14 protein-coding genes are annotated in these 18,956 nt (G+C 73.3%); 9 read left to right on the top strand and 5 right to left on the bottom strand.

Annotated features, from left to right (window positions below; genetic code table 11):
• Positions 1-107: 107 nt before the first annotated feature.
• The 5 genes from AB0B35_RS13125 to AB0B35_RS13105 form a co-directional block, all read right to left on the bottom strand.
• Positions 108-902 carry a TIGR03084 family metal-binding protein gene (locus AB0B35_RS13125; RefSeq protein WP_361044482.1) on the bottom strand — a complete coding sequence of 265 codons (795 nt, stop codon included), beginning with the start codon at positions 900-902 and terminating at the stop codon, positions 108-110.
• An 80-nt stretch (positions 903-982) separates the two neighbouring features.
• Positions 983-2,446, bottom strand: a complete 1,464-nt coding sequence (locus tag AB0B35_RS13120) for an MFS transporter (RefSeq protein WP_361044458.1) — start codon at positions 2,444-2,446, stop codon at positions 983-985.
• On the bottom strand, positions 2,443-3,495 hold the full coding sequence (locus AB0B35_RS13115) for a carboxymuconolactone decarboxylase family protein (RefSeq protein WP_361044455.1): 1,053 nt from the start codon (positions 3,493-3,495) through the stop codon (positions 2,443-2,445). Before AB0B35_RS13115 ends, AB0B35_RS13120 begins: the two co-directional genes overlap by 4 nt.
• 70 nt (positions 3,496-3,565) lie before the next feature.
• Positions 3,566-5,200 (bottom strand): GMC family oxidoreductase, encoded by a 1,635-nt coding sequence (locus AB0B35_RS13110; RefSeq protein WP_361044452.1) that lies wholly within the window; start codon positions 5,198-5,200, stop codon positions 3,566-3,568.
• Positions 5,197-5,727 carry a DUF5987 family protein gene (locus AB0B35_RS13105; RefSeq protein WP_361044479.1) on the bottom strand — a complete coding sequence of 177 codons (531 nt, stop codon included), beginning with the start codon at positions 5,725-5,727 and terminating at the stop codon, positions 5,197-5,199. The genes AB0B35_RS13110 and AB0B35_RS13105 overlap by 4 nt, the downstream gene beginning before the upstream one ends.
• A 395-nt stretch (positions 5,728-6,122) precedes the next feature.
• On the opposite strand from AB0B35_RS13105, the gene AB0B35_RS13100 reads away from it, so the two are divergent.
• The 9 genes from AB0B35_RS13100 to AB0B35_RS13060 all read left to right on the top strand — a co-directional run bounded on the left by AB0B35_RS13100 (position 6,123) and on the right by AB0B35_RS13060 (position 18,862).
• Complete coding sequence (locus tag AB0B35_RS13100) at positions 6,123-7,184, top strand: carboxymuconolactone decarboxylase family protein (protein ID WP_361044450.1); 1,062 nt, start codon at positions 6,123-6,125, stop codon at positions 7,182-7,184.
• A 110-nt stretch (positions 7,185-7,294) separates the two neighbouring features.
• Positions 7,295-7,867, top strand: coding sequence for a hypothetical protein (locus AB0B35_RS13095; RefSeq protein ID WP_361044447.1), 573 nt, complete (start codon positions 7,295-7,297; stop codon positions 7,865-7,867).
• Complete coding sequence (locus AB0B35_RS13090; RefSeq protein ID WP_361044444.1) at positions 7,864-8,448, top strand: copper resistance CopC family protein; 585 nt, start codon at positions 7,864-7,866, stop codon at positions 8,446-8,448. Before AB0B35_RS13095 ends, AB0B35_RS13090 begins: the two co-directional genes overlap by 4 nt.
• 137 nt (positions 8,449-8,585) lie before the next feature.
• On the top strand, positions 8,586-9,581 hold the full coding sequence (locus AB0B35_RS13085; RefSeq protein WP_361044441.1) for a DUF1702 family protein: 996 nt from the start codon (positions 8,586-8,588) through the stop codon (positions 9,579-9,581).
• 147 nt (positions 9,582-9,728) lie between these two features.
• Positions 9,729-10,700: a DUF1702 family protein gene (locus AB0B35_RS13080; protein ID WP_361044438.1), complete on the top strand. Its 972-nt coding sequence runs from the start codon at positions 9,729-9,731 to the stop codon at positions 10,698-10,700.
• 43 nt (positions 10,701-10,743) lie between these two features.
• Positions 10,744-16,515 carry a type I polyketide synthase gene (locus AB0B35_RS13075; protein WP_361044435.1) on the top strand — a complete coding sequence of 1,924 codons (5,772 nt, stop codon included), beginning with the start codon at positions 10,744-10,746 and terminating at the stop codon, positions 16,513-16,515.
• Positions 16,515-16,955, top strand: a complete 441-nt coding sequence (locus AB0B35_RS13070; RefSeq protein WP_361044432.1) for an acyl-CoA thioesterase — start codon at positions 16,515-16,517, stop codon at positions 16,953-16,955. Before AB0B35_RS13075 ends, AB0B35_RS13070 begins: the two co-directional genes overlap by 1 nt.
• A 27-nt stretch (positions 16,956-16,982) precedes the next feature.
• Positions 16,983-17,504, top strand: a complete 522-nt coding sequence (locus tag AB0B35_RS13065; protein WP_361044477.1) for a flavin reductase family protein — start codon at positions 16,983-16,985, stop codon at positions 17,502-17,504.
• Positions 17,501-18,862: a cytochrome P450 gene (locus tag AB0B35_RS13060; protein WP_361044429.1), complete on the top strand. Its 1,362-nt coding sequence runs from the start codon at positions 17,501-17,503 to the stop codon at positions 18,860-18,862. The genes AB0B35_RS13065 and AB0B35_RS13060 overlap by 4 nt, the downstream gene beginning before the upstream one ends.
• The last annotated feature ends 94 nt before the right edge of the window (positions 18,863-18,956 follow it).

The raw sequence follows: 18,956 nt of genomic DNA, 5'->3' as shown, positions 1-18,956 counted from the left end.
TGGAGGAACGCGGTCTGATCAGCCGGACGCCGCACCCCACCGACGGGCGGCAGGTTCTGCTGTCGCCCAGCGACCGGGGCCCTGGGCCGCCGGAGCCTCGTCGTTCCTCACGCCGCGAACTGACCCGGTCGGCGGCCGGGGCCGGCCGGGCCGCGGTAGGCCTGCGCGAGGTCGAGCCACTGCTCGGCGTCCTCGCCCACGGCCTTCAGGGCGAGGTCGGCGCGGTTGCGGCGGCGGGTCACCAGCAGGCAGAAGTCGACCGCCGGTCCGGTGACGGACTGCTCGGCGTCGTCGGGCCCGAACCGCCACACCGTCCCCGACGGGGCGGTCAGCTCGAATCGGAACGCCACGTCCGGGACCGGCAACTGCCTGGCCAGGTAACCGAAGTCCCAGGTGCGTACGGCGAAGAACGCGAGATGGCCGATCCGGTCGGTGTACTCGCGGCGCACGCCCAGCGCATCGGCCACGTCCTGGCCGTGCCCGAACAGCTCCATCATCCCGGCGGCCGCGAGCACCGGCGCCGGCAGCGGGCGGACCAGCCACGGCACCGCCTGCCCCTCGGGCACGGCGGCCAGCGCCCCCTGCGCCGCCGCGCGGGCCTGCCGGAACTGCGCCAGCAGCCCGTCGGGCGGCAGCGCCAGGAACGGTGCCATCGCGGTCACCACGTTGGCGTCGAAATCGGGGCTCAGGCGCGATGTCATCGCGGTGAACGCGGCCGGATCACCGGCCGCCAGCGCCGCCATCCGGAAGGTGGCGGTCAGGTGCGCGATCTGATGGGCCACCGTCCAACCCTCGGCGGGGGTGGGCGTCTGCCACTGCTCGGGCGTGATCGCCGCTACCAGGCTGTCGATCGCCTCGCCTTCGGCGGCGAGGTCATTGAGCACGTCGTTGCTGGTCACCAGGGCTCCTCTCGTCGGGCTGCGGCGAGCCGGGCGACGCGATCACGCCGGACTCATCGCATATATAGGTATAAATTCTCCGCTCAGCGGTTCCCGGCTGTCTTCTCGCTGCGTGCCGTTGTCCGCACCGGTGTCATCAGCGCGGTCGCCACGGCGGCCAGCACCAGCAGCAGCGCCGACACGCCCAGCGCCGGCCGGGCCGCGGCCAGCAGCGCGTCCGGCACGGACCCCGACAGCCTGCCGCCCGGCGATCCGGCCGGCGCGGCCGCGTCGAGCTGGTGCTGCAGCACCGCCCCGGTGACCGCCGCGCCCAGCGCCGCGCCGATCTGACGGGCCGTGTTGAGGACGCCGGAGGCGGCCCCGGCCAGCGGCGCAGCCACCGCTCGCATCCCCGCGCTGGTGGTGGGCGCGATGGTCAGCCCCATCCCGGCCCCCAGCGCCATCAGCACCCACAGGTACGACCGGCTCGTCCAGTCCGGCTCGGCCAGCAGCGCCACCGCCGCGACCGCGGCGGCGTGGCAGAGCAGACCGGCCGCCAGCAGCCTGCGCACGTCGACCCGGTCCGACAACCGCCCCGCCAGCGGTGCCACGGCACTCAACGTCAACGTCCACGGCAGCGCCGTCATCCCGGACAGCTGCGGGCTCATGCCCAGCGCGCGCTGCGTCGTGATCACGAAGACCAGCAGGAAACCGTGCAGCGCGAACGACGTCACCAACGTGATCACGGCAGCGACCGCGAACGACCGCTCGCGCAGCAGCGCCGTGGGCACCAGCGGTGCCGGATGGCGGTGCTCCCACCACAGGAACAGGAACAGCACCAGCACCCCGGTCGCCAGGACCGCCGGGACCGTCACCGGCCCGGCCAGCGCCCCCCAGTCGTGCCGTTCACCCTCGATGAGCCCGTACACGACCGCCAACAGGCCGAAGGTCACCAGCCCCACCCCGACCACGTCGAACCCGGGCGGGCGCGGTGTCCGCACGTCGGGCACGAACCGGCGGGCCGCGAAGAGCCCCCACACCGCCAGCGGCACGTTCAGCACGAACACCGACTGCCAGCCGACGTACGTGACCAGTACACCGCCGACGGTCGGGCCGGTCACCGCGGCCACCCCGCCGACCGCGGTGAAGATCCCGAACGCGGCGCCGCGCCGCTGTTCGGGAAAGACGGCCGCGATCAGCACCAGGGCCTGCGGCAGCATGGCGGCGGCGCCCACCCCCTGCAGCACCCGCGCCGCGACCAGCTGCCCGGTGTCCTGCGCCAGCGCGCACAGCAGCGACGCCAGCGCGAACACGGCCAGCCCCGCCACGAACACTCTGCGCGCGCCCCACAGGTCACCCAGCCGGCTGAACACGATCAGCAGCGACGCCAGGGCCAGCAGGTAGCCGTTCAGCACCCACAGCAGCCCGTCGACGCCGATGCCCAGCGACTCCATCAGCGCCGGCGCGGCCGTGTTCACGATGCTGGTGTCCAGCAGGATCAGGTAGTTGCCCAGGCACAGCACGGCCAGCGCGGCCCACGGCCGGGCCGCCGGGCCGCCGCCGGTCACCGCGAGCCGCCGACCGCGCCGCCGAGGCGGCCCGCGGCGTGCATCCTCGCTCCGAGCACGCGCGCCGCGGTCATGCTGGACCAGGCGGTCAGCCCGACCAGAGCGCCGTCATCGGCCAGCCCGGCCTCCGCGACGACCGCGGGCGTCACCCGGTAGGAGGCGAACACCGTCAGCAGCGCCAGCCGCGCCATGCCGCGATGCTCGGGTGCCAGCGCGGACACCGCCCCGTCCAGCCAGTCCTGCGCGTGCAGGCCGGGCCCGCCGTCGGGCAGCCGGGCCGCCTGCGCCGACACCACCTCGCGCACCTCATCGGGCAGGCTCCGCCCGGCCTCGTCGAAGGCGGCGGCCGCCGCGCCGAACGCCGCAGCCACGGACGGGCGCCCACGCGCCCAGGCGAGATCGGCGGGTAGCTCGGCGGCGAGCAGCAGCCCCGCGGATCCGCCGGGCGTCACCGGGCCCCGGGCGAGCGCACCGAGCAGCCGAGCCGCCACCCGGCCCATGGCCTGCCGCGCCGTGCCGCGCACCGCCGGGGGCAGCGGCGAATCGGGGAGGAAGACGTTGACCATGCGGTTCAGGTAATGGAACGTGACCGCCGTGCCGATCAGCTCGGGTGCCTGCTCCGGCGGGAACGGCGCGGGCGCGCCCGCCTGCCCGGCCCACACGGTGAGCTCACGCAGCCGCGTGCCGCCCGGCCCGGCCGCGTCCACCGCGTGGCGGCCACCGAGCCCGGCCAGCGTGTTGCCGTGCACGTCCACGCAGTATGGACAGCTGTTGGCGGCCGATACCGCGGCGGCCACGGCTTCCCGGTCCAGGCGCGTGGTCAGGCCGTCGGCCAGCAGCGTCTCGCGCAGTATCGTCCACGCGGCGGCGAGGCGGTGCGGGTCGGGGGAGTGCAGGGCGACCGGCGGGGCCAGCATCCCGAACTCCGCCTCGACCTGGCCGTACACCTCGCCGACCAGCCCTGTCGCGGCTGCCGGGGGCACCGGCGTGACATGTCGGACGTGGCGCTGCGCCGCGCCGCGTGTGGCCCAGACCAGCAATGCGCCCATGATCGTCTCCTAAGCGACGCTTCAGGTACGAGCCGTGGCCGCGCCGGCGAGCCGGCGCGGCCACGGACGGTCAGCGGTTGCGCGCCGGAACCCGGCTCGACGCCACCGGCTTGGGCAGGTCGCCCACATAGGTCACGGCCACGCCGCGCCGCTGCGCCGCCTGCACGATGCCCGGCATCGCCCGCTCGGCCAGCGCCGAGATGGTCAGCGCCGGGTTCACCGTCAGCGCGCCCGGCACGGCCGAGCCGTCGGTGACGAAGATGCCCGGATGCCCGCGCAGCTCATGCCGGTCGTCGAGGGCGGAGGTCGCCGGGTCGTCACCGATGCGGCACGAGGCCAGCGGGTGCACCGTGTACGCGCCGACCACGTCGTTGGTCCACGGCGTGACCGTGGCCAGGCCGTCACGCTCCAGGATGTCCTTGACGTCGGCGTCCGACAGCTCCCACCCTCGCCGCGTGTTGGCCGTGGGCCGGTACGTCAGCGAGTTGTGGCCCAGCATCTGCTGGGAGAACCGGTTCGCCGCGCCGGTCTCCGGCGGCGGCCCGAACACGCCCTCGTTGTCGTCCTCGGACATCGTGAAGATGGTCAGCCAGGACCGCCAGCGGCGCAGCATCTCCTTCTTCTCCGGGCCGAACCACGTCGGCCCGGCCGCGTCGGCGGCCTGTGCCAGGATCGTGCCCAGGCCCGGCGGGAAGTACAGCTGCTCCAGGGAGTAGCGCTCGTACTCCGGCAGGCTGCCGTCGAGCCGGTCCCAGCTGGCCACGGTGGGGCCGCGGCCGATCTGGTACGCCTCGTACGCGACCCCGTCCCCGCGGGACAGCCCGAGCACGTCGCGCACCTTCTCCTCGTCGAACACGGCCGTGTTGAGCCGCTCGCCGTTGCCGGAGAAGTACCGGCCCACGGCGTGCGGCATGGTGCCCAGTGTCGCCTCGGAGCGCTGCAGGATCACCGGCGTCGCGGCGGTGCCGGCGGCCAGCACGACGATCTGGGCGTCGATCGCGCCCTCGTCGTGCAGGATCCGGTAGTCCTCGCCGTCCACGATCCGGTAGTGGACGCGGTAGCTGCCGTCATCGTTGCGCGACAGGTGCTGGACCTCGTGCAGCGGACGGATCTCCGCGCCGTGCTCCAGCGCGCCGGGCAGGTAGTTCAGCAGCAGCGACTTCTTGGCGTCGAACTTGCAGCCCGCGGCCATCCAGTTGCAGTTGACGCACTCCGCGACGTCCACCGCCGACGGGGCCGGGTTGGCGGTGCGCCCGGCATGGTGGCAGGCCGCCGCCCACAGGCCGCCGCCGTAGGGGATCGCGTCCCAGCTCTGCTGCGTCACCGGCAGGGCCTCGCTGACCCGGTCGTACCAGGGGTCCAGGGTGTCGCGGTTGATCGCCTCCGGCCACATGCGCCGGCCGATGCTGCCGTGGCGCTCGAACACGAACCGCGGCGCGCGCGGCATCGTGGCGAAGTAGACCACACTGCCGCCGCCGACGCAGTTGCCGCTGAGCACGCTCATCCCGTCACCGATGGTGAAGTCGAAGATCCGGGTGTAGGAGGAGCCCAGTTTGAAGTCGTGGTCGAACTCGTCGGCGTTCAGCCACGGCCCGCGCTCCAGCACCACCACCCGCGCGCCGCCGGCGGCCAGGTGGTAGGCGGCGATCGCCCCGCCGAATCCGCTGCCGATGACCAGGACGTCGGTGCTCTCGACGGCGCTCATGCCGGGCTCCCGGTGGGTGTCGTGTTCGGGTGGATGTCGGCCAGCGCGCGGCCGTAGGAGAAGCGGGGGAACCGCCAGGCGCCGTCGGCGTCGGGCGCGGAGTAGCCGATGGCCAGCAGGCCGGGGTGCCCGTCGCGCAGCGCGTCGGGGGTGCTCAGGTGCGCGGCGGAGTCGAACGCCATGTTGCTGAACAGCGCCATGCCGACCCAGAGCGCCTTCTCCGGATGGTCGACGGCGGTGAGCTGCGCGACCAGCGCGGTCCGGTCCGCGAACGCCAGCGCCACGAACGGCGGCAGGTCCTCGGAAAGGGCCAGGCCGTGCTCGCCGGCGTACTGCTGGGTGTGGCCGTTGAGCATCATGGCCAAGCCGTCCAGCGAGTCGGCGAGCCCGCCGGCCGGGTGCCGCAGCAGTTCGAGCGCACCGGAGGCGACGGCGCCGCCGCCGGTGCTCACACCCGCGACGGCGTGGTCGTGCGGATGGCGTTTCTCGCCCGGGATGATGGTGTCGGCGAAGGCCTCCAGCGTCATGGACGTGGGATCGGTCGCCGCGGGAAAGTCGGGTTGCACGATGTCGCCTCCCTGCGTGGTGGGGAACCCGAGTCATCGTGCAGTGGCATTCACGGCCGGTTCATCTTCCACAGTGCCCTGGGCTTCTGCCTGCTGTCCGGGCAACTCCCATGCAGCGGCCCGAGGGCGAGCCAAACGCGATGAGCTGGCAGTTCCCGGCTGAATGAGGCGTCGTCACGGTGCGCCTTCTTCGATAGTGCGGGTCCTTTCCGGCATTGCCGGTACGCCATTGCCGTGGCGGGTTTCTCCGATCGTGCGCGGTTGTCCGCGAGGCGTTGTCGCCTTATCCGGCGCGCGAATACTGGGAAAACGCCGCCCGGGCACCGCCGGTGCGGCGCCGGGTCACGGAGGTAACCATGGTCGTCGGGCGGATCGCGTCGTCAGTCATCCAGCGCCAGGTCAAGTACGTCACCCCGACCCCGCTGGCGGCCGTGGACGGCGTCCTCGGGCAGGTGTACGCGCAGGTCCTCGACGAGATGGGCCTGGTCGTGCCGCCCGTGCAGCTGCACTCGCCGGTGCCGGACCTCGCGGCGGCCTACTGGATGCTGATGCGCGAGCCCATGCTGCCCACGGTGCACGTGGACCGAGCGGCCAAGGAGGCCGTCGCCACCGCGGTGGCCGTGGCCAACATCTGCCCCTACTGCGTCGAGATGCACAGCGTCGGCATGTACGACCTGGCCACCGAACGCGACGCGGAGGCGCTGGCCGGCGACCGGATAGACGACCTGGCCGACCCGCGGCTGCGGACGCTGGCCGCCTGGGCCCGGCAGCCGGGCCACACCGGTCCGGTGCCGTTCGACGAGCAGGCGCGCGCGGAGCTGGTCGGAGTGGTGGTCGGCATGCACTACCTGACCCGGATGGTGAACGTCTTCCTGTCCAGCTTCCTGCTGCCACCCCGGCTGGGCCCTTCCGGCCGCCGCAGGTTCAAACAGGGCGCCAGCCGCGTGCTGCGCCCCACGCTGCGCGATCCCCGCGCACCCGGCCGCGCGGTGGAGCTGCTGCCACCGGCCGAACTGCCGGCCGACGCGGCCTGGGCGCAGGCCAGCCCCTCGGTGGCGGCGGCCACGGCCCGCTCGTTCGCCGCGTTCGAGGCGGCGGGGCGGCAGGCGCTGACACCCGCGGTGCGCGAGGTCGTGCTGGGCCGGCTGGAGAGCTGGCACGGTGAGGAGACAGGTCTGAGCCGCGCCTGGTGCGAGCGGCTGGTGCAGCCGCTGCCCGAGCCGGAGCAGGCAGCGGCACGGCTGGCACTGCTCACGGCGTTCGCGTCGTACCAGGTGGACGCCGACGTCGTGGCCGAGTTCCGGCGTCATCACCCAGGGGACGCGGCACTGGTGCAGGCGGCGTCGTGGGCGTCCTACACGGCAGCGCGCCGAGTCGGCAGTCGACATCTGCCGATACCTGATCCGGTGCGGTCGTGACCAGAGGCAGACAGCGCAATTTCGAAGATTCGGCCTGCCGCCCGCGACCGGCAACCTGTTGGGGGCCGGCGCGTCCGGCCGGACCCGGTCCGCAACCCTGAGGAGGCAACGTGACGATCGACCGCACCACGAGCCCGCCCACGAGCGTCGGCTGGCTCAACGGTGCAGGACACCGCACGGCCCTGAACGTGTTCATGTTCGTCGTGCTGGCGCACTGGGCCGAGCACCTGACCCAGGCCTACCAGATCTACGTGCTGGGCCGGACGCCGCCGCAGTCACGCGGTGTGCTGGGCCAGTTCTTCCCGTGGCTGGTCACATCGGAGTGGCTGCACTACGGGTACGCGCTGGTCATGGTGGTCGGCCTGTTCGTGCTGCGCAAGGGTTTCGTGGGCCGGGCCCGCACCTGGTGGACGGTGGCCTTCGCGATCCAGTTCTGGCACCACATCGAGCATCTGCTGCTGTTCATCCAGGCGCAGACCGCCACACCGTTCTTCGGCAAGGCTGTCCCGACCAGCATCGCGCAGCTGATCATTCCCCGCGTGGAGCTGCACCTGTTCTACAACACCGTGGTGTTCCTGCCGATGGTGGTGGCCGTCTACCTCCACCTGCGGCCCAACCGCGCCGAGCTGTCGCAGGCGGTGTGCGGCTGCGCCAGCAGGGCCGCGGTGCCGGTGCCGGCGTGACCGACACCGATACGCAGCGGGCCACCGGGAGGCGCGTCACGGCTTCCCGGCTGGCCCTGCTCGCGTTCGTCGTCGCACTGGCGGCAGTGGCCGCGCCCGCGCTGCTCACCGCCGAGCCCGCCCCGGTGCGGCTGGCCGCGGTGGACCCGGCGGCCGACGTGGTGCTGGCCGCGGTGCCGCAGGCGGTGGCGCTGCGGTTCACCGGCGATCTCGCCGCCCGCGAGGTCCACGTGACCGTCGCGGACGCGAAGGGAGTCACCGTGTCGGCCGGGCCGCCGGCCCTGTCGGGCAGCACCGTCACCACCGCACTCAGCGCGACCGCGCCGGGCGCCTACCTCGTCGTCTACCACCTGCTGCTCGACGACGGCAGGTCGATCTCCGGCACCAGCCGCTTCGCCGTCGACCCGGCCGCGCCGTCGGCCGCCCCGAACACCGCCGAGGTCGCGGCACCCCTGGCCGAGGCCGAGCACGCCCACGTGCCGCCCCCGGATCCGTTGAACCTCGCGCTGACCGCCCTGGCCTCCGTGCTCATCCTGGCGCTGCTGGCACTGCTGTTCAGCCGGCCGAAGGTGCGCGACTGAGCGGCGCCGACCGGCTGCGGCCGGCACGTGCTCGCGACCGATTGCGCATCCTCGAAGGGGCCGCGGCGGGGCCCTGTCGCCCACGATGAGGTGCGCCCGCCGACCGTCGGCGGGTTCGAGCACAGTACGGAGGGACGATGCCTACGACACTCGGTGCGCTGCGCAGCCTCGCGATGACTCCGTCGCTGGCCTCCGTCGGGTTTGCCGCCAGAGGCTTCCCGGTCGAGGAGACCGCGGCGACCCGCCGGCTGGAGGCCATCCCGCAGGCGGTGGTGTGCGGGTTCGAATGGGCGATCGACGCCCGCACGCTGTGGGAGGTCGAGCGCCGGCTGGACCTGGTGGAGCCCGAGATGCGGGGCTTCGCCTACGAGGGCGCCACCATGGCGTACACGATCCGCGATGCGATGGCGGGCGGGCGCGGCACCCGGGCGCGCGACCTGCTGCGGGGCCCGGCGCAGCCGCACGTGTTTCTCACCTACATCGGCATCGGGTTCGCCATGGCCCGGCTGCCGAGGCCGCTGTGGGCCCGGGTGCTGCCCGACCTGACCGGCACGCCGTACTACCCGACGATGAGCTGGCTGGCCGTGGACGGGCTGGGGTTCGACCGGGCCTACTTCGACACCGACCGCTGGGTGGCGCGCAGGCAGCGGCCGCGGCCCTATCCGTGGCAGGGCCATGCGGGCTACTTCCCGAGGGCGTTCGACCAGGGTATCGGGCGGGCGCTGTGGTTCATCAACGGCGGGCGTCCCGGGGCGGTCGCCGACGCGGTCGAGCGGTTCGAGCCGGACCGGCACGGTGACCTGTGGAGCGGCGTGGGCCTGGCGGCCACGTTCGCCGGCGGGTGCGACTGCGAGGAGCTGGTGGCGCTGCGCCGGTTCGCCGGATCGCACGTCGCCGACCTGGGCCAGGGCGCGGTCTTTGCGGCGAAGGCCCGTGACTTCTCGGGCTTCGTCCCCGTGCACACCGAGCAGGCGGCGGGCATCCTGGCCGGCCTGCCGGTGGCGGCGGCCTCGGCGCTGGCCGACGAGGTGACCTCCGACGGTCCCGATGAGCAAGACCTGCCCCGGTACGAGACGTGGCGCGCACGCCTGCGCGCGGCGCTGTCGCGCCGGGCCGCGCCGCTGCCGGGCTGAGCCGGCTCGCGCCGGGCCCGCGGGGGTCCGGCGCGAAATTGCGCACCGGAGCGTTCGGCAACGCAGAAGAAGAAATAGTTCAATTTCACTGCAACGATTTCCTGGAACGTCATCGAATCACGACACGACGACGGCCGGGAGCTGTTCATGGGACCTTATCGACGCCTACGCAGGCGCATTCTCACACCCGACATCGCCGAGACGAAAGTCGATGTCAGAGGCTTTCACGTCAAGAACGCCGAGACACGCGACCTGCTGGAGACAATAGGTCGCAGCTTCCTCGAAGGCTATGGCTATGCCGCCGAGGCGCGGCGCGCGGCCGACGCCGAACACGGGCTCGAAACCCTCCCGACGCGCTTTCGCGGATTCGCCTACGAGGGCGCCGCAATGGGCTTCGCGGTACGCGAGGGACTGCCCGTCGGCGGGCGCGGACTGGTGCGCGACTTCCTGGCCGGCCGGGCCGCCGACCACGTGTACATGGTGTACGTCGGGGTCGGCTGGGCCATGGCCCGGCTGCCCCGGTGGCGCTGGTCCACGCTGTACGCCCCCGACCCGCTGCTGCGCTGGCTCGTGCTCGACGGCTACGGCTTCCACCAGGCGTACTTCCACACCGACCGCTACGTCTACCAGCAGCACCAGGAGACCGACTTCCCGTGGCCGGCGGACCCGTTCCGCTGGTACGCCCAGCACGCCATCGACCAGGGCATCGGCCGCGGCATGTGGTTCGTGGGCGGCACCGACGCCGAACTCGTCGCCCGGATGATCAACCGGTTCCCGGCGCAGCGCCGCGCGGACCTGTACGCCGGCGCCGCACTCGCGGCCACCTACGCCGGCGGCGCGGACCGCGACGAGCTGGCCTGCTTCTGGGACCTGGGACGCGCGTACCGGCCGCAGATCGCGCAGGGCTCGGCGTTCGCCGCGGGCGCCCGGGTGCGGGCGGGCCTGGACGTGCCGCACACCGAGACGGCGACCCAGCTGTTCTGCGGGCTGAACCCCGTGCAGGCCAAGCGGGTCACCGACGACGCACTGACGGACCTGGCCGACGACGGCAGCACGCCCTCGTGGGAGGTCTGGCGCCGGCGCATCGCCGACACCCTCGCCACGCAGCGGCAGTTCTGATCCACCCCGGCCGCGTCGCGGCCAGGCAGGAGAGAGGCTCAAGATGACCAGAATCGCCATAGTAGGCATGGCCTGCCGGTATCCGGACGCGGCCTCGCCCCGGCAGCTGTGGGAGAACGCGGTCTCCGGCCGCCGAGCCTTCCGCCGGCTGCCCGACGTGCGGATGCGGCTTGCGGACTACTACGACGCCGACCCGTCCGTGCCGGACCGCTTCTACGCCCGCAACGCCGCCGTCATCGAGGGATACGAGTTCGACCGGATCGCCTACAAGGTCGCCGGCAGCACGTACCGCTCCACCGACCTGACCCACTGGCTGGCCCTGGACGTGGCCGCCATGGCCCTGGCCGACGCCGGCTTCCCGATGGCCGAGGGCCTGCCCCGCGAACGCACCGGCGTCATCGTCGGCAACAGCCTGACCGGCGAGTTCTCCCGCGCCAACCAGCTGCGGCTGCGCTGGCCGTTCGTACGGCGGATGGTCGCCGCCGCGCTGAAGGAGCAGGACTGGGACGACGACCAGCTCGGCACGTTCCTGGACGACTTCGAGGCCACCTTCAAGAGCCCGTTCCCCGAGATCGACGAGGACACCCTGGCCGGCGGCCTGTCCAACACCATCGCCGGGCGGATCTGCAACCACTTCGACCTCAAGGGCGGCGGCTACACCGTCGACGGCGCATGCTCGTCGTCGCTGCTGTCGGTCGCCACCGCCTGCAAGGGCCTGATCGACGGCGAGCTGGACGTCGTGGTCGCGGGCGGCGTGGACCTGTCCATCGACCCGTTCGAGATCATCGGGTTCGCCAAGACCGGCGCGCTGGCCACCGGCGAGATGAAGGTCTACGACAAGGGCTCCAACGGGTTCTGGCCCGGCGAGGGCTGCGGCATGGTGGTGCTGATGCGCGAGGACGAGGCCCGCGCGGCCGGGCACCGCGTCTACGCCACCATCGCCGGCTGGGGCATCTCCTCCGACGGCAAGGGCGGCATCACCCGGCCCGAGGTCAGCGGCTACCAGCTCGCGCTGCGGCGGGCCTACGAGCGGGCCGGGTTCGGCATCGACACCGTCAACCTGTTCGAGGGCCACGGCACCGGCACCGCCGTCGGCGACGCCACCGAGCTCAAGGCGCTGTCGCTGGCCCGGGAGGCGGCCGGAGCGACCGCCCCCGCGGCGATCGGCTCCATCAAGGGCATGATCGGCCACACCAAGGCCGCGGCCGGGGTGGCCGGGCTCATCAAGGCCGCCATGGCCGTGCACCAGCACGTGCTTCCGCCCGCGATCGGCTGCGTGGACCCGCACGAACTGCTCGGCACCGATGGCGCCCAGCTGCGCGTGCTGCGCAAGGCCGAGCCGTTCCCCGCCAACGCGCCGACCCGGGCCGGGATCACCGCGATGGGCTTCGGCGGCATCAACACCCACATCGTGCTGGAGAGCACCGGCGCGCGCCGCCGGGCCACCCTGGACACCCGCACCCGGGCGCTGGCCGCCTCGCTGCAGGACGCCGAACTGCTCGTCGTGGACGCCGCCTCGACGGCCGAGCTGCGCGACAGGTTGACGCAGCTGGCCGGGTTCGTGCCCGCCATCGCGTACGCCCAGCTCGCCGACCTGGCCGCGACGCTGCACCAGGAGCTGCGCGAGCTGCCCTACCGCGCCGCGGTGGTCGTCACCTCGCCCGAGGACGCGACCGCGCGGCTGGAGGGGCTGATCGCCAAGCTCGACTCGGGCGAGACCACGATGATCGCCGCCGACGGGCGCAGCTTCCTCGGCCACGTCAGCGGGCCCGGCCGGATCGGTTTCCTGCTGCCCGGCCAGGGTTCCGGGCGCGGCGTCAGCGGCGGCGCGATGCGTCGGCGCTTCGCCGAGGCGGACGAGACCTACCTGCGGGCGGCGCTGCCCGTCGGCGCCGACGCGGTGGCCACCGAGGTGGCCCAGCCGCGCATCGTGACGGGTTCGCTGGCCGGGCTGCGGGTGCTGTCCGCGCTCGGGCTGGAGGCGAGCGTCGCCGTCGGCCACAGCCTCGGCGAGATCACCGCGCTGCAGTGGGCCGGGGCGATGGACGAGCAGACCCTGCTCGACGTGGCGGCCGTGCGCGGCGCGACGATGAGCCGGCACAGCTCGTCGGGCACGATGGCCAGCATCGGAGCCGGCCCTGAACTGGTGGACCAGCTGGTCACCGGGCTGCCCGTGGTGGTCGGCGGCTACAACGGCCCCCACCAGACCGTGGTGACGGGCACCGTCGAGGGCGTCGAGGAGGTGTGCACCCGGGCCCGTGAGCACGGCCTGTCGGCGACCCGGCTGTCCGTGTCGCACGCGTTCCACTCGCCGCTGGTCGCCCCCGCCGCCGACGCGTTCGGCCAGGAGCTGGCGGCGCGGCGGTTCACCTCCGTCAGCCGGCGCGTGGTCTCCACCGTCACCGGTGACATCCTCGCCGCCGACACCGACGTGCGGGCCCTGCTGCACCGGCAGATCACCGACCCGGTCCTGTTCAACCAGGCGGTGACCCGCGCGGCCAAGGACGTCGACCTGTTCGTCGAGGTGGGGCCGGGCCGGGTGCTCAGCGGGCTGGCCGCCGCCGCCACCGACGTGCCCGCCGTCGCACTGGACACCGACGACGAGTCGCTGGCCGGTGTGCTGCGCGTGGTCGCGGCCGCGTACGTGCTCGGCGCAGCCGGTGTCGACGCGGCGCTGTTCCAAGGCCGGGTGGTGCGCCCGCTGCAGGTCGGGGCGGAGTTCAAGTTCTTCGCCAGCCCATGCGAGTCGGCTCCCGACATCTCGGTCACCTCGGCCGGCCCGCGCGCGGCCGTGGCGGCGAAGACCGACGCGGCGCAGGCCGTCGACGGCGAGTCCGGGCTGGACCTGCTGCGCCGGCTCGCCGCCGCGCGTGCCGAGCTGCCGCTGGACCTGGTCCGCCAGGACAGCAGGCTGCTCGACGACCTGCACCTGAGCTCGATCACCGTCGGGCAGATCGTCAACGAGGTCGCCGGGCGGCTCGGTGTTCCCGCGGCCCAGGCGCCGACCAACTTCGCCACCGCCACGGTGTCGGAGCTGGCCGTCGCCCTGGACGAACTGGCCCAGACCGCCCGGCCCGGCGACGCCGCGCCGCAGCGGCTCGTCGCCGGCGCGGCACCCTGGGCCAGGGCGTGGGCGCTGGACCTGGACGAGCTGCCGCGCCCGGCGCGCGCCGCGCGCGAGGAAGGCGGGCAGTGGCAGGTTTTCGCGGAGGAGCGCAGCCCGTTCGCCGCGTCGCTGCGCCGGGAGCTTGAGCGCTCCGGGCTCGGCGCGGGTGTGCTGGTCTGCCTGCCCGAGCAGTGCGCCGAGCAGCACATCGAGCTGGCGCTGCAGGGCGCGAAGGCGGCCCTGGCCGGCGGCGGCGACACCCGGTTCGTCCTGGTCCAGCATGACCGTGGCGCGGCCGGGCTGGCCAAGACGCTGCAGCTGGAGGCGCCGCACCTGCGCACCACCATCGTGCACGTGCCGGCTTCGCCGGACGCTGTCGACTGGGTGGTCGCCGAGGTGGCCGCCACGGCCCGCTTCGCCGAGGCGCACTACGACGAGCAGGGTGTGCGGCGGGTGCCGACCCTGCGGGCGCTGCCGATCGAGGCACAGCGCACCGCCGCCGCGCTCGACGACTCCGATGTGCTGCTGGTCACCGGCGGCGGCAAGGGCATCACCGCCGAGTGCGCGCTGGCCATGGCCGTCGACAGCGGTGCGGCGCTGGGTCTGCTGGGCCGCTCCGACCCGGCCCACGACGCCGAGCTCGCGGCGAACCTCGACCGCATGCGGGCGCTGGGCGTCCGGGTCGCGTACGCCCGCGCCGACGTGACCGACACCGCCGCGGTCGCCCAGGCGGTGCACCGGATCGCCGAGGACCTCGGCCCGGTCACGGCCGTGCTGCACGGGGCGGGACGCAACGAACCCGCCGCACTGACCGGGGTCGACATGGCCGCCGTCCGGTCGACGTTCGCACCCAAGGTGTCCGGGCTGCGCACGGTCCTCGCGGCGGTCGAGCCGCAGCGCCTGAAGCTGCTGGTGACGCTCGGCAGCATCATCGGGCGGGCGGGCCTGCGCGGCGAGGCGCACTACGCGACCGCCAACGAGTGGCTCGCGGACCTGACCGTCGAGGTGGGACGGCAGTTCCCGAACTGCCGCAGCCTGTGCCTGGAATGGTCGGTCTGGTCGGGCGTCGGCATGGGCGAGCGCCTGTCGGTGGTGGAGTCGCTGACCCGCGACGGCATCACCCCGGTCACCCCCGAGCAGGGCATCGCGATCCTGCGGCGGCTGCTGGCCGATCCCGACGCCCCGGCCGTCACCGTGATCAGCGGACGGACCGAAGGCATCGACACGGTCCGCTACGACCTGCCCGAGTTGCCGCTGCTGCGGTTCGTGGAGCGGCCACTGGTGCGCTACCACGGCGTGGAGCTGGTGTCGGAGGTGGAGCTGAGTGAAGGCACCGACCTGTACCTGGCCGACCACCGCCTCGACGGGAACCTGCTGTTCCCCGCGGTTTTCGGCATGGAGGCCATGGCGCAGGCCGCGGCGGCGGTCACCGGCCGGCACACCGCGCCGGTGGTGGAGCAGGCGCAGTTCCTGCGCCCGATCGTGGTGCCGCCCGGCGGCAGCACCCGGATCCGGATAGCCGCCGTGGTGACCGGCACCGACACCGTCGAGGTCGCGATCCACAGCGAGGAGACCGGCTTCGCCGCCGACCACTTCCGCGCCCGGTTGCGGCTGACCGCGCCCGAGCCGGGCGACGGCTCCCCGGAGCAGGTCGACGGGCTGCCCCAGGTGGTGCTCAACCCGCAGACCGACCTCTACGGGCCGGTGCTGTTCCAGGGGCGGCGCTTCCAGCGGCTGCGCCACTACCACCACGCGGCGGCCCGGCGGGTCGACGCCGGCCTGGCGGCCGATGCCGCCACGGGCTGGTTCGCCGACTACCTGCCCGCCACCCTGCTGCTCGGCGATCCCGGCGTACGCGACGCGATGATGCACGGCAACCAGGTGTGCGTACCCGACGCGACACTGCTGCCGCAAAGCATCGACCGGGTGATCCCGGCCGGTGACGCCATGTTCACCGCCGCCGTGCTGCGGTACACGGCCGTCGAACGCCTGCGCGACGGCGACACCTACGTCTACGACCTCGCCCTGCGCGACGAGTCCGGGCGGGTGCTGGAGCGCTGGGAAGGCCTGCGGCTGCGCGCCGTGCGCAAGAACGACGGGCGCGGCCCCTGGAGCGAACCGCTGGTCGGGCCGTTCCTGGAGCGCTCACTGCAGGACCTGGTCGGCGCCGAGATCGCCGTGGTGGCCGAGCCGGACGGGCCGATCGTCGGCGACGACCACCTCGCCCGGCGGCGGGCGGCGACCGCGCTGGCACTGAGCCGGGCGCACGCCGGTCCGGTCGCCGTCGCGTACCGGCCCGACGGCCGTCCCGAGATCGTCGAAAGCGACGCCGTGTCCAGCGCCCACGGCGCCGGAATCACCCTCGCGGTGACCGGCTCCGGCCCGCTGGGCTGCGACGTCGAGCCGGTACGGGCCCGCGCCGAAGCGGACTGGCAGGGGCTGCTCGGCGCGCACACGACCCTGGCCCGACTGGCCGGCCAAGCCCTCGGCGAGGACGCCGACACGGCCTCGACCCGGGTGTGGGCGGCCATGGAATGCCTGCAGAAGGCCGGGCAGCCGGCACAGGGCCCACTGACCCTGCTGCCCTCGCCACGTCCCGGCTGGACCCTGTTCTCCTACGGCGAGCTGCGGATCGCGACCTTCGCCTGCACGCTGCGCGGATGGGCGGACCCGGTCGTGCTCGCCATCCTGACCGAAGGGCGCAACTGATGGACAACTACTTCGAATACCTGCACACGGTCGGGTTCGAGGAGACCAACATCGTCGGCAACGTGTACTACGTGAACTACCTGCGCTGGCAGGGCCGCTGCCGGGAGATGTTCCTCAAGGACCGCGCCCCTGAGGTGCTGGCCGACCTGCAGGACGACCTGAAGCTGTTCACTCTCAAGGTCGACTGCGAATTCTTCGCCGAGATCACCGCCTTCGACTCGCTGTCGATCCGGATGCGGCTGATCGAGCTGGCGCAGACGCAGATCCAGTTCGGATTCGACTACGTGCGCCTCGACCCGCACGGCGAGACGCTCATCGCCCGGGGCGGTCAGCGCGTGGCCTGCATGCGCGGGCCCAACACGCGCACGGTGCCGGCCCGGGTCCCGCAGCCGCTGGTCCGCGCGCTGGAGCCATACCAGCTCGCGGCCGCACGAGTGTGATCGGAGACGCACGTGGACACCCGACTGATGATCCGCGGGGAACCCGGGGACACCAAAGTGCTGCGGCGTGCCTTCGGGACGTTCGCCACCGGCGTCACGGTCGTGACCGCCGGTGGCGACACCCCGCACGGCATGACCGCCAACTCGTTCACCACCGTCTCGCTGGACCCGCCGCTGGTGCTCATCTGCGTCGGCCGTGAGGCCGTCATGCACGCCGTCCTCTGCGATCAGGGCCGCTTCGGCGTCTCCGTGCTCGCGGCGGACCAGGGGCATCTGGCCAGCTACTTCGCCGACCGCAACCGGCCGCTGGGGTCGGAGCAGTTCGCCGGGGTGGCCTGCCAGACCGGCCAGCTGACCGGGGTGCCCCTGCTCGAAGGGGCGCTGGCGCACTTCGAGTGCGTGGTACGGCGCACCTACGAGGGCGGGGACCACACGATATTCCTGGCTGAGCCGGTCTCGCTGCACCGCTGCGCCGACGACCAGGCGCTGCTGTTCCTCAACGGCCGGTTCCGGCAGGTCGAATCCGAACGAAGCGAGGCCACCGCATGACCACGTCCGTGGGGCGGCGCCTGCCGGCGCCGCCCGGCCCCCCGCGTACGGATTCGCTGCGCCAGCTGGCGATCATGAACCGGGACCGGCTGGCGATGCTGACGATGGCCGCGCAGGAGTACGGCGACGCCGCCAAGCTGCCGGTCGGCCCGAAGACGCTGTACTTCTTCAACCACCCCGACCACGCCAAACACGTGCTGGCCGACAACGCGGCCAACTACCACAAGGGCATCGGTCTGGTCCACGCCCGGCGCGCGCTGGGCGACGGGCTGCTGACCAGCGAGGGCGAACTGTGGCGCAAGCAGCGCCGGGTCATCCAGCCGGCGTTCCAGAGCAAGCGGATCGCGGCCCAGGCCGGCGCGCTCGCGCAGGAGGGGGCCGCGCTCGTCGAGCGGCTGCGGGCCTACCAGGGCCGCGGGCCGGTCGACGTGGTGCAGGAGATGACCGGCCTGACGCTCGGGGTGCTGGGCCGGACGCTGCTCGACGCCGATCTGGGCGAGTTCGACAACATCGGCGCCATGTTCGGGGTGGTGCAGGACCAGGCGATGTTCGAGCTGGAGACGCTCAGCGCGGTGCCGACCTGGTTGCCGCTGCCGCACCAGCTGCGTTTCCGGCGGGCCCGGCGGGACCTGGAGCTGGTGGTCGACGAGCTGGTGCGCCGCCGGCGCAGCCGCGTCGCCGACCGGGACGACGTCCTGTCGCGCCTGATCGTCTCCACGGACCAGGAGGCCGATCCGGCGGTGGGGCGCATCCGGCTGCGCGACGAGCTGGTGACCCTGCTGCTGGCCGGGCACGAGACCACGGCCAGCACCCTGAGCTGGACGCTGTACCTCATCGACCGGCATCCGCAGGTGCGGGAGCGGCTGCGCGAGGAGGCGGTGTCGGTGCTCGGGGACCGGCTGCCGCGCTACGAGGACCTGGCCGGGCTGCGGTACACGGCGATGGTGGTGGAGGAGGTCATGCGCCTCTATCCGCCGGTGTGGCTGCTGCCGCGCAAGTCGCTGGCCGAGGACGTGATCGGCGGCTACCGCGTGCCGGCCGGCGCCGACGTGCTGATCAGCCCGTACACGCTGCACCGGCATCCGGGGTTCTGGGACGAGCCGGACCGGTTCGACCCGTCGCGGTTCGACCCTTCGCTGCCGTCGGACCGGCCGAGATACGCCTACATCCCGTTCGGCGCCGGTCCGCGCTTCTGCGTCGGCAACCACCTGGGCATGATGGAGGCGACGTTCGTGGTCGCCATGCTGGCCCGCGACCTGCGCCTCACGCTGGCCCCGGGCCGCCAGGTGGTGGCGGAGCCGATGCTGTCGCTGCGGATCCGCGGCGGCCTGCCGATGACCGTCGACCCGGCCGGCTGAACCGGCGGGCGGCTGCGGGCTCGTGTCCACGTCGGGCACGAGCCCGTCGGCGTGTCCGGGCCGCGTCCCGCGCACGCAGGACAGAACCCCCGCT

Origin of the sequence: Catellatospora sp. NPDC049133 (genome assembly GCF_040648455.1) — a bacterium.
GTDB lineage: Bacteria > Actinomycetota > Actinomycetes > Mycobacteriales > Micromonosporaceae > Catellatospora > Catellatospora aurea.
This window is presented reverse-complemented; position numbering and strand designations above follow the sequence as displayed.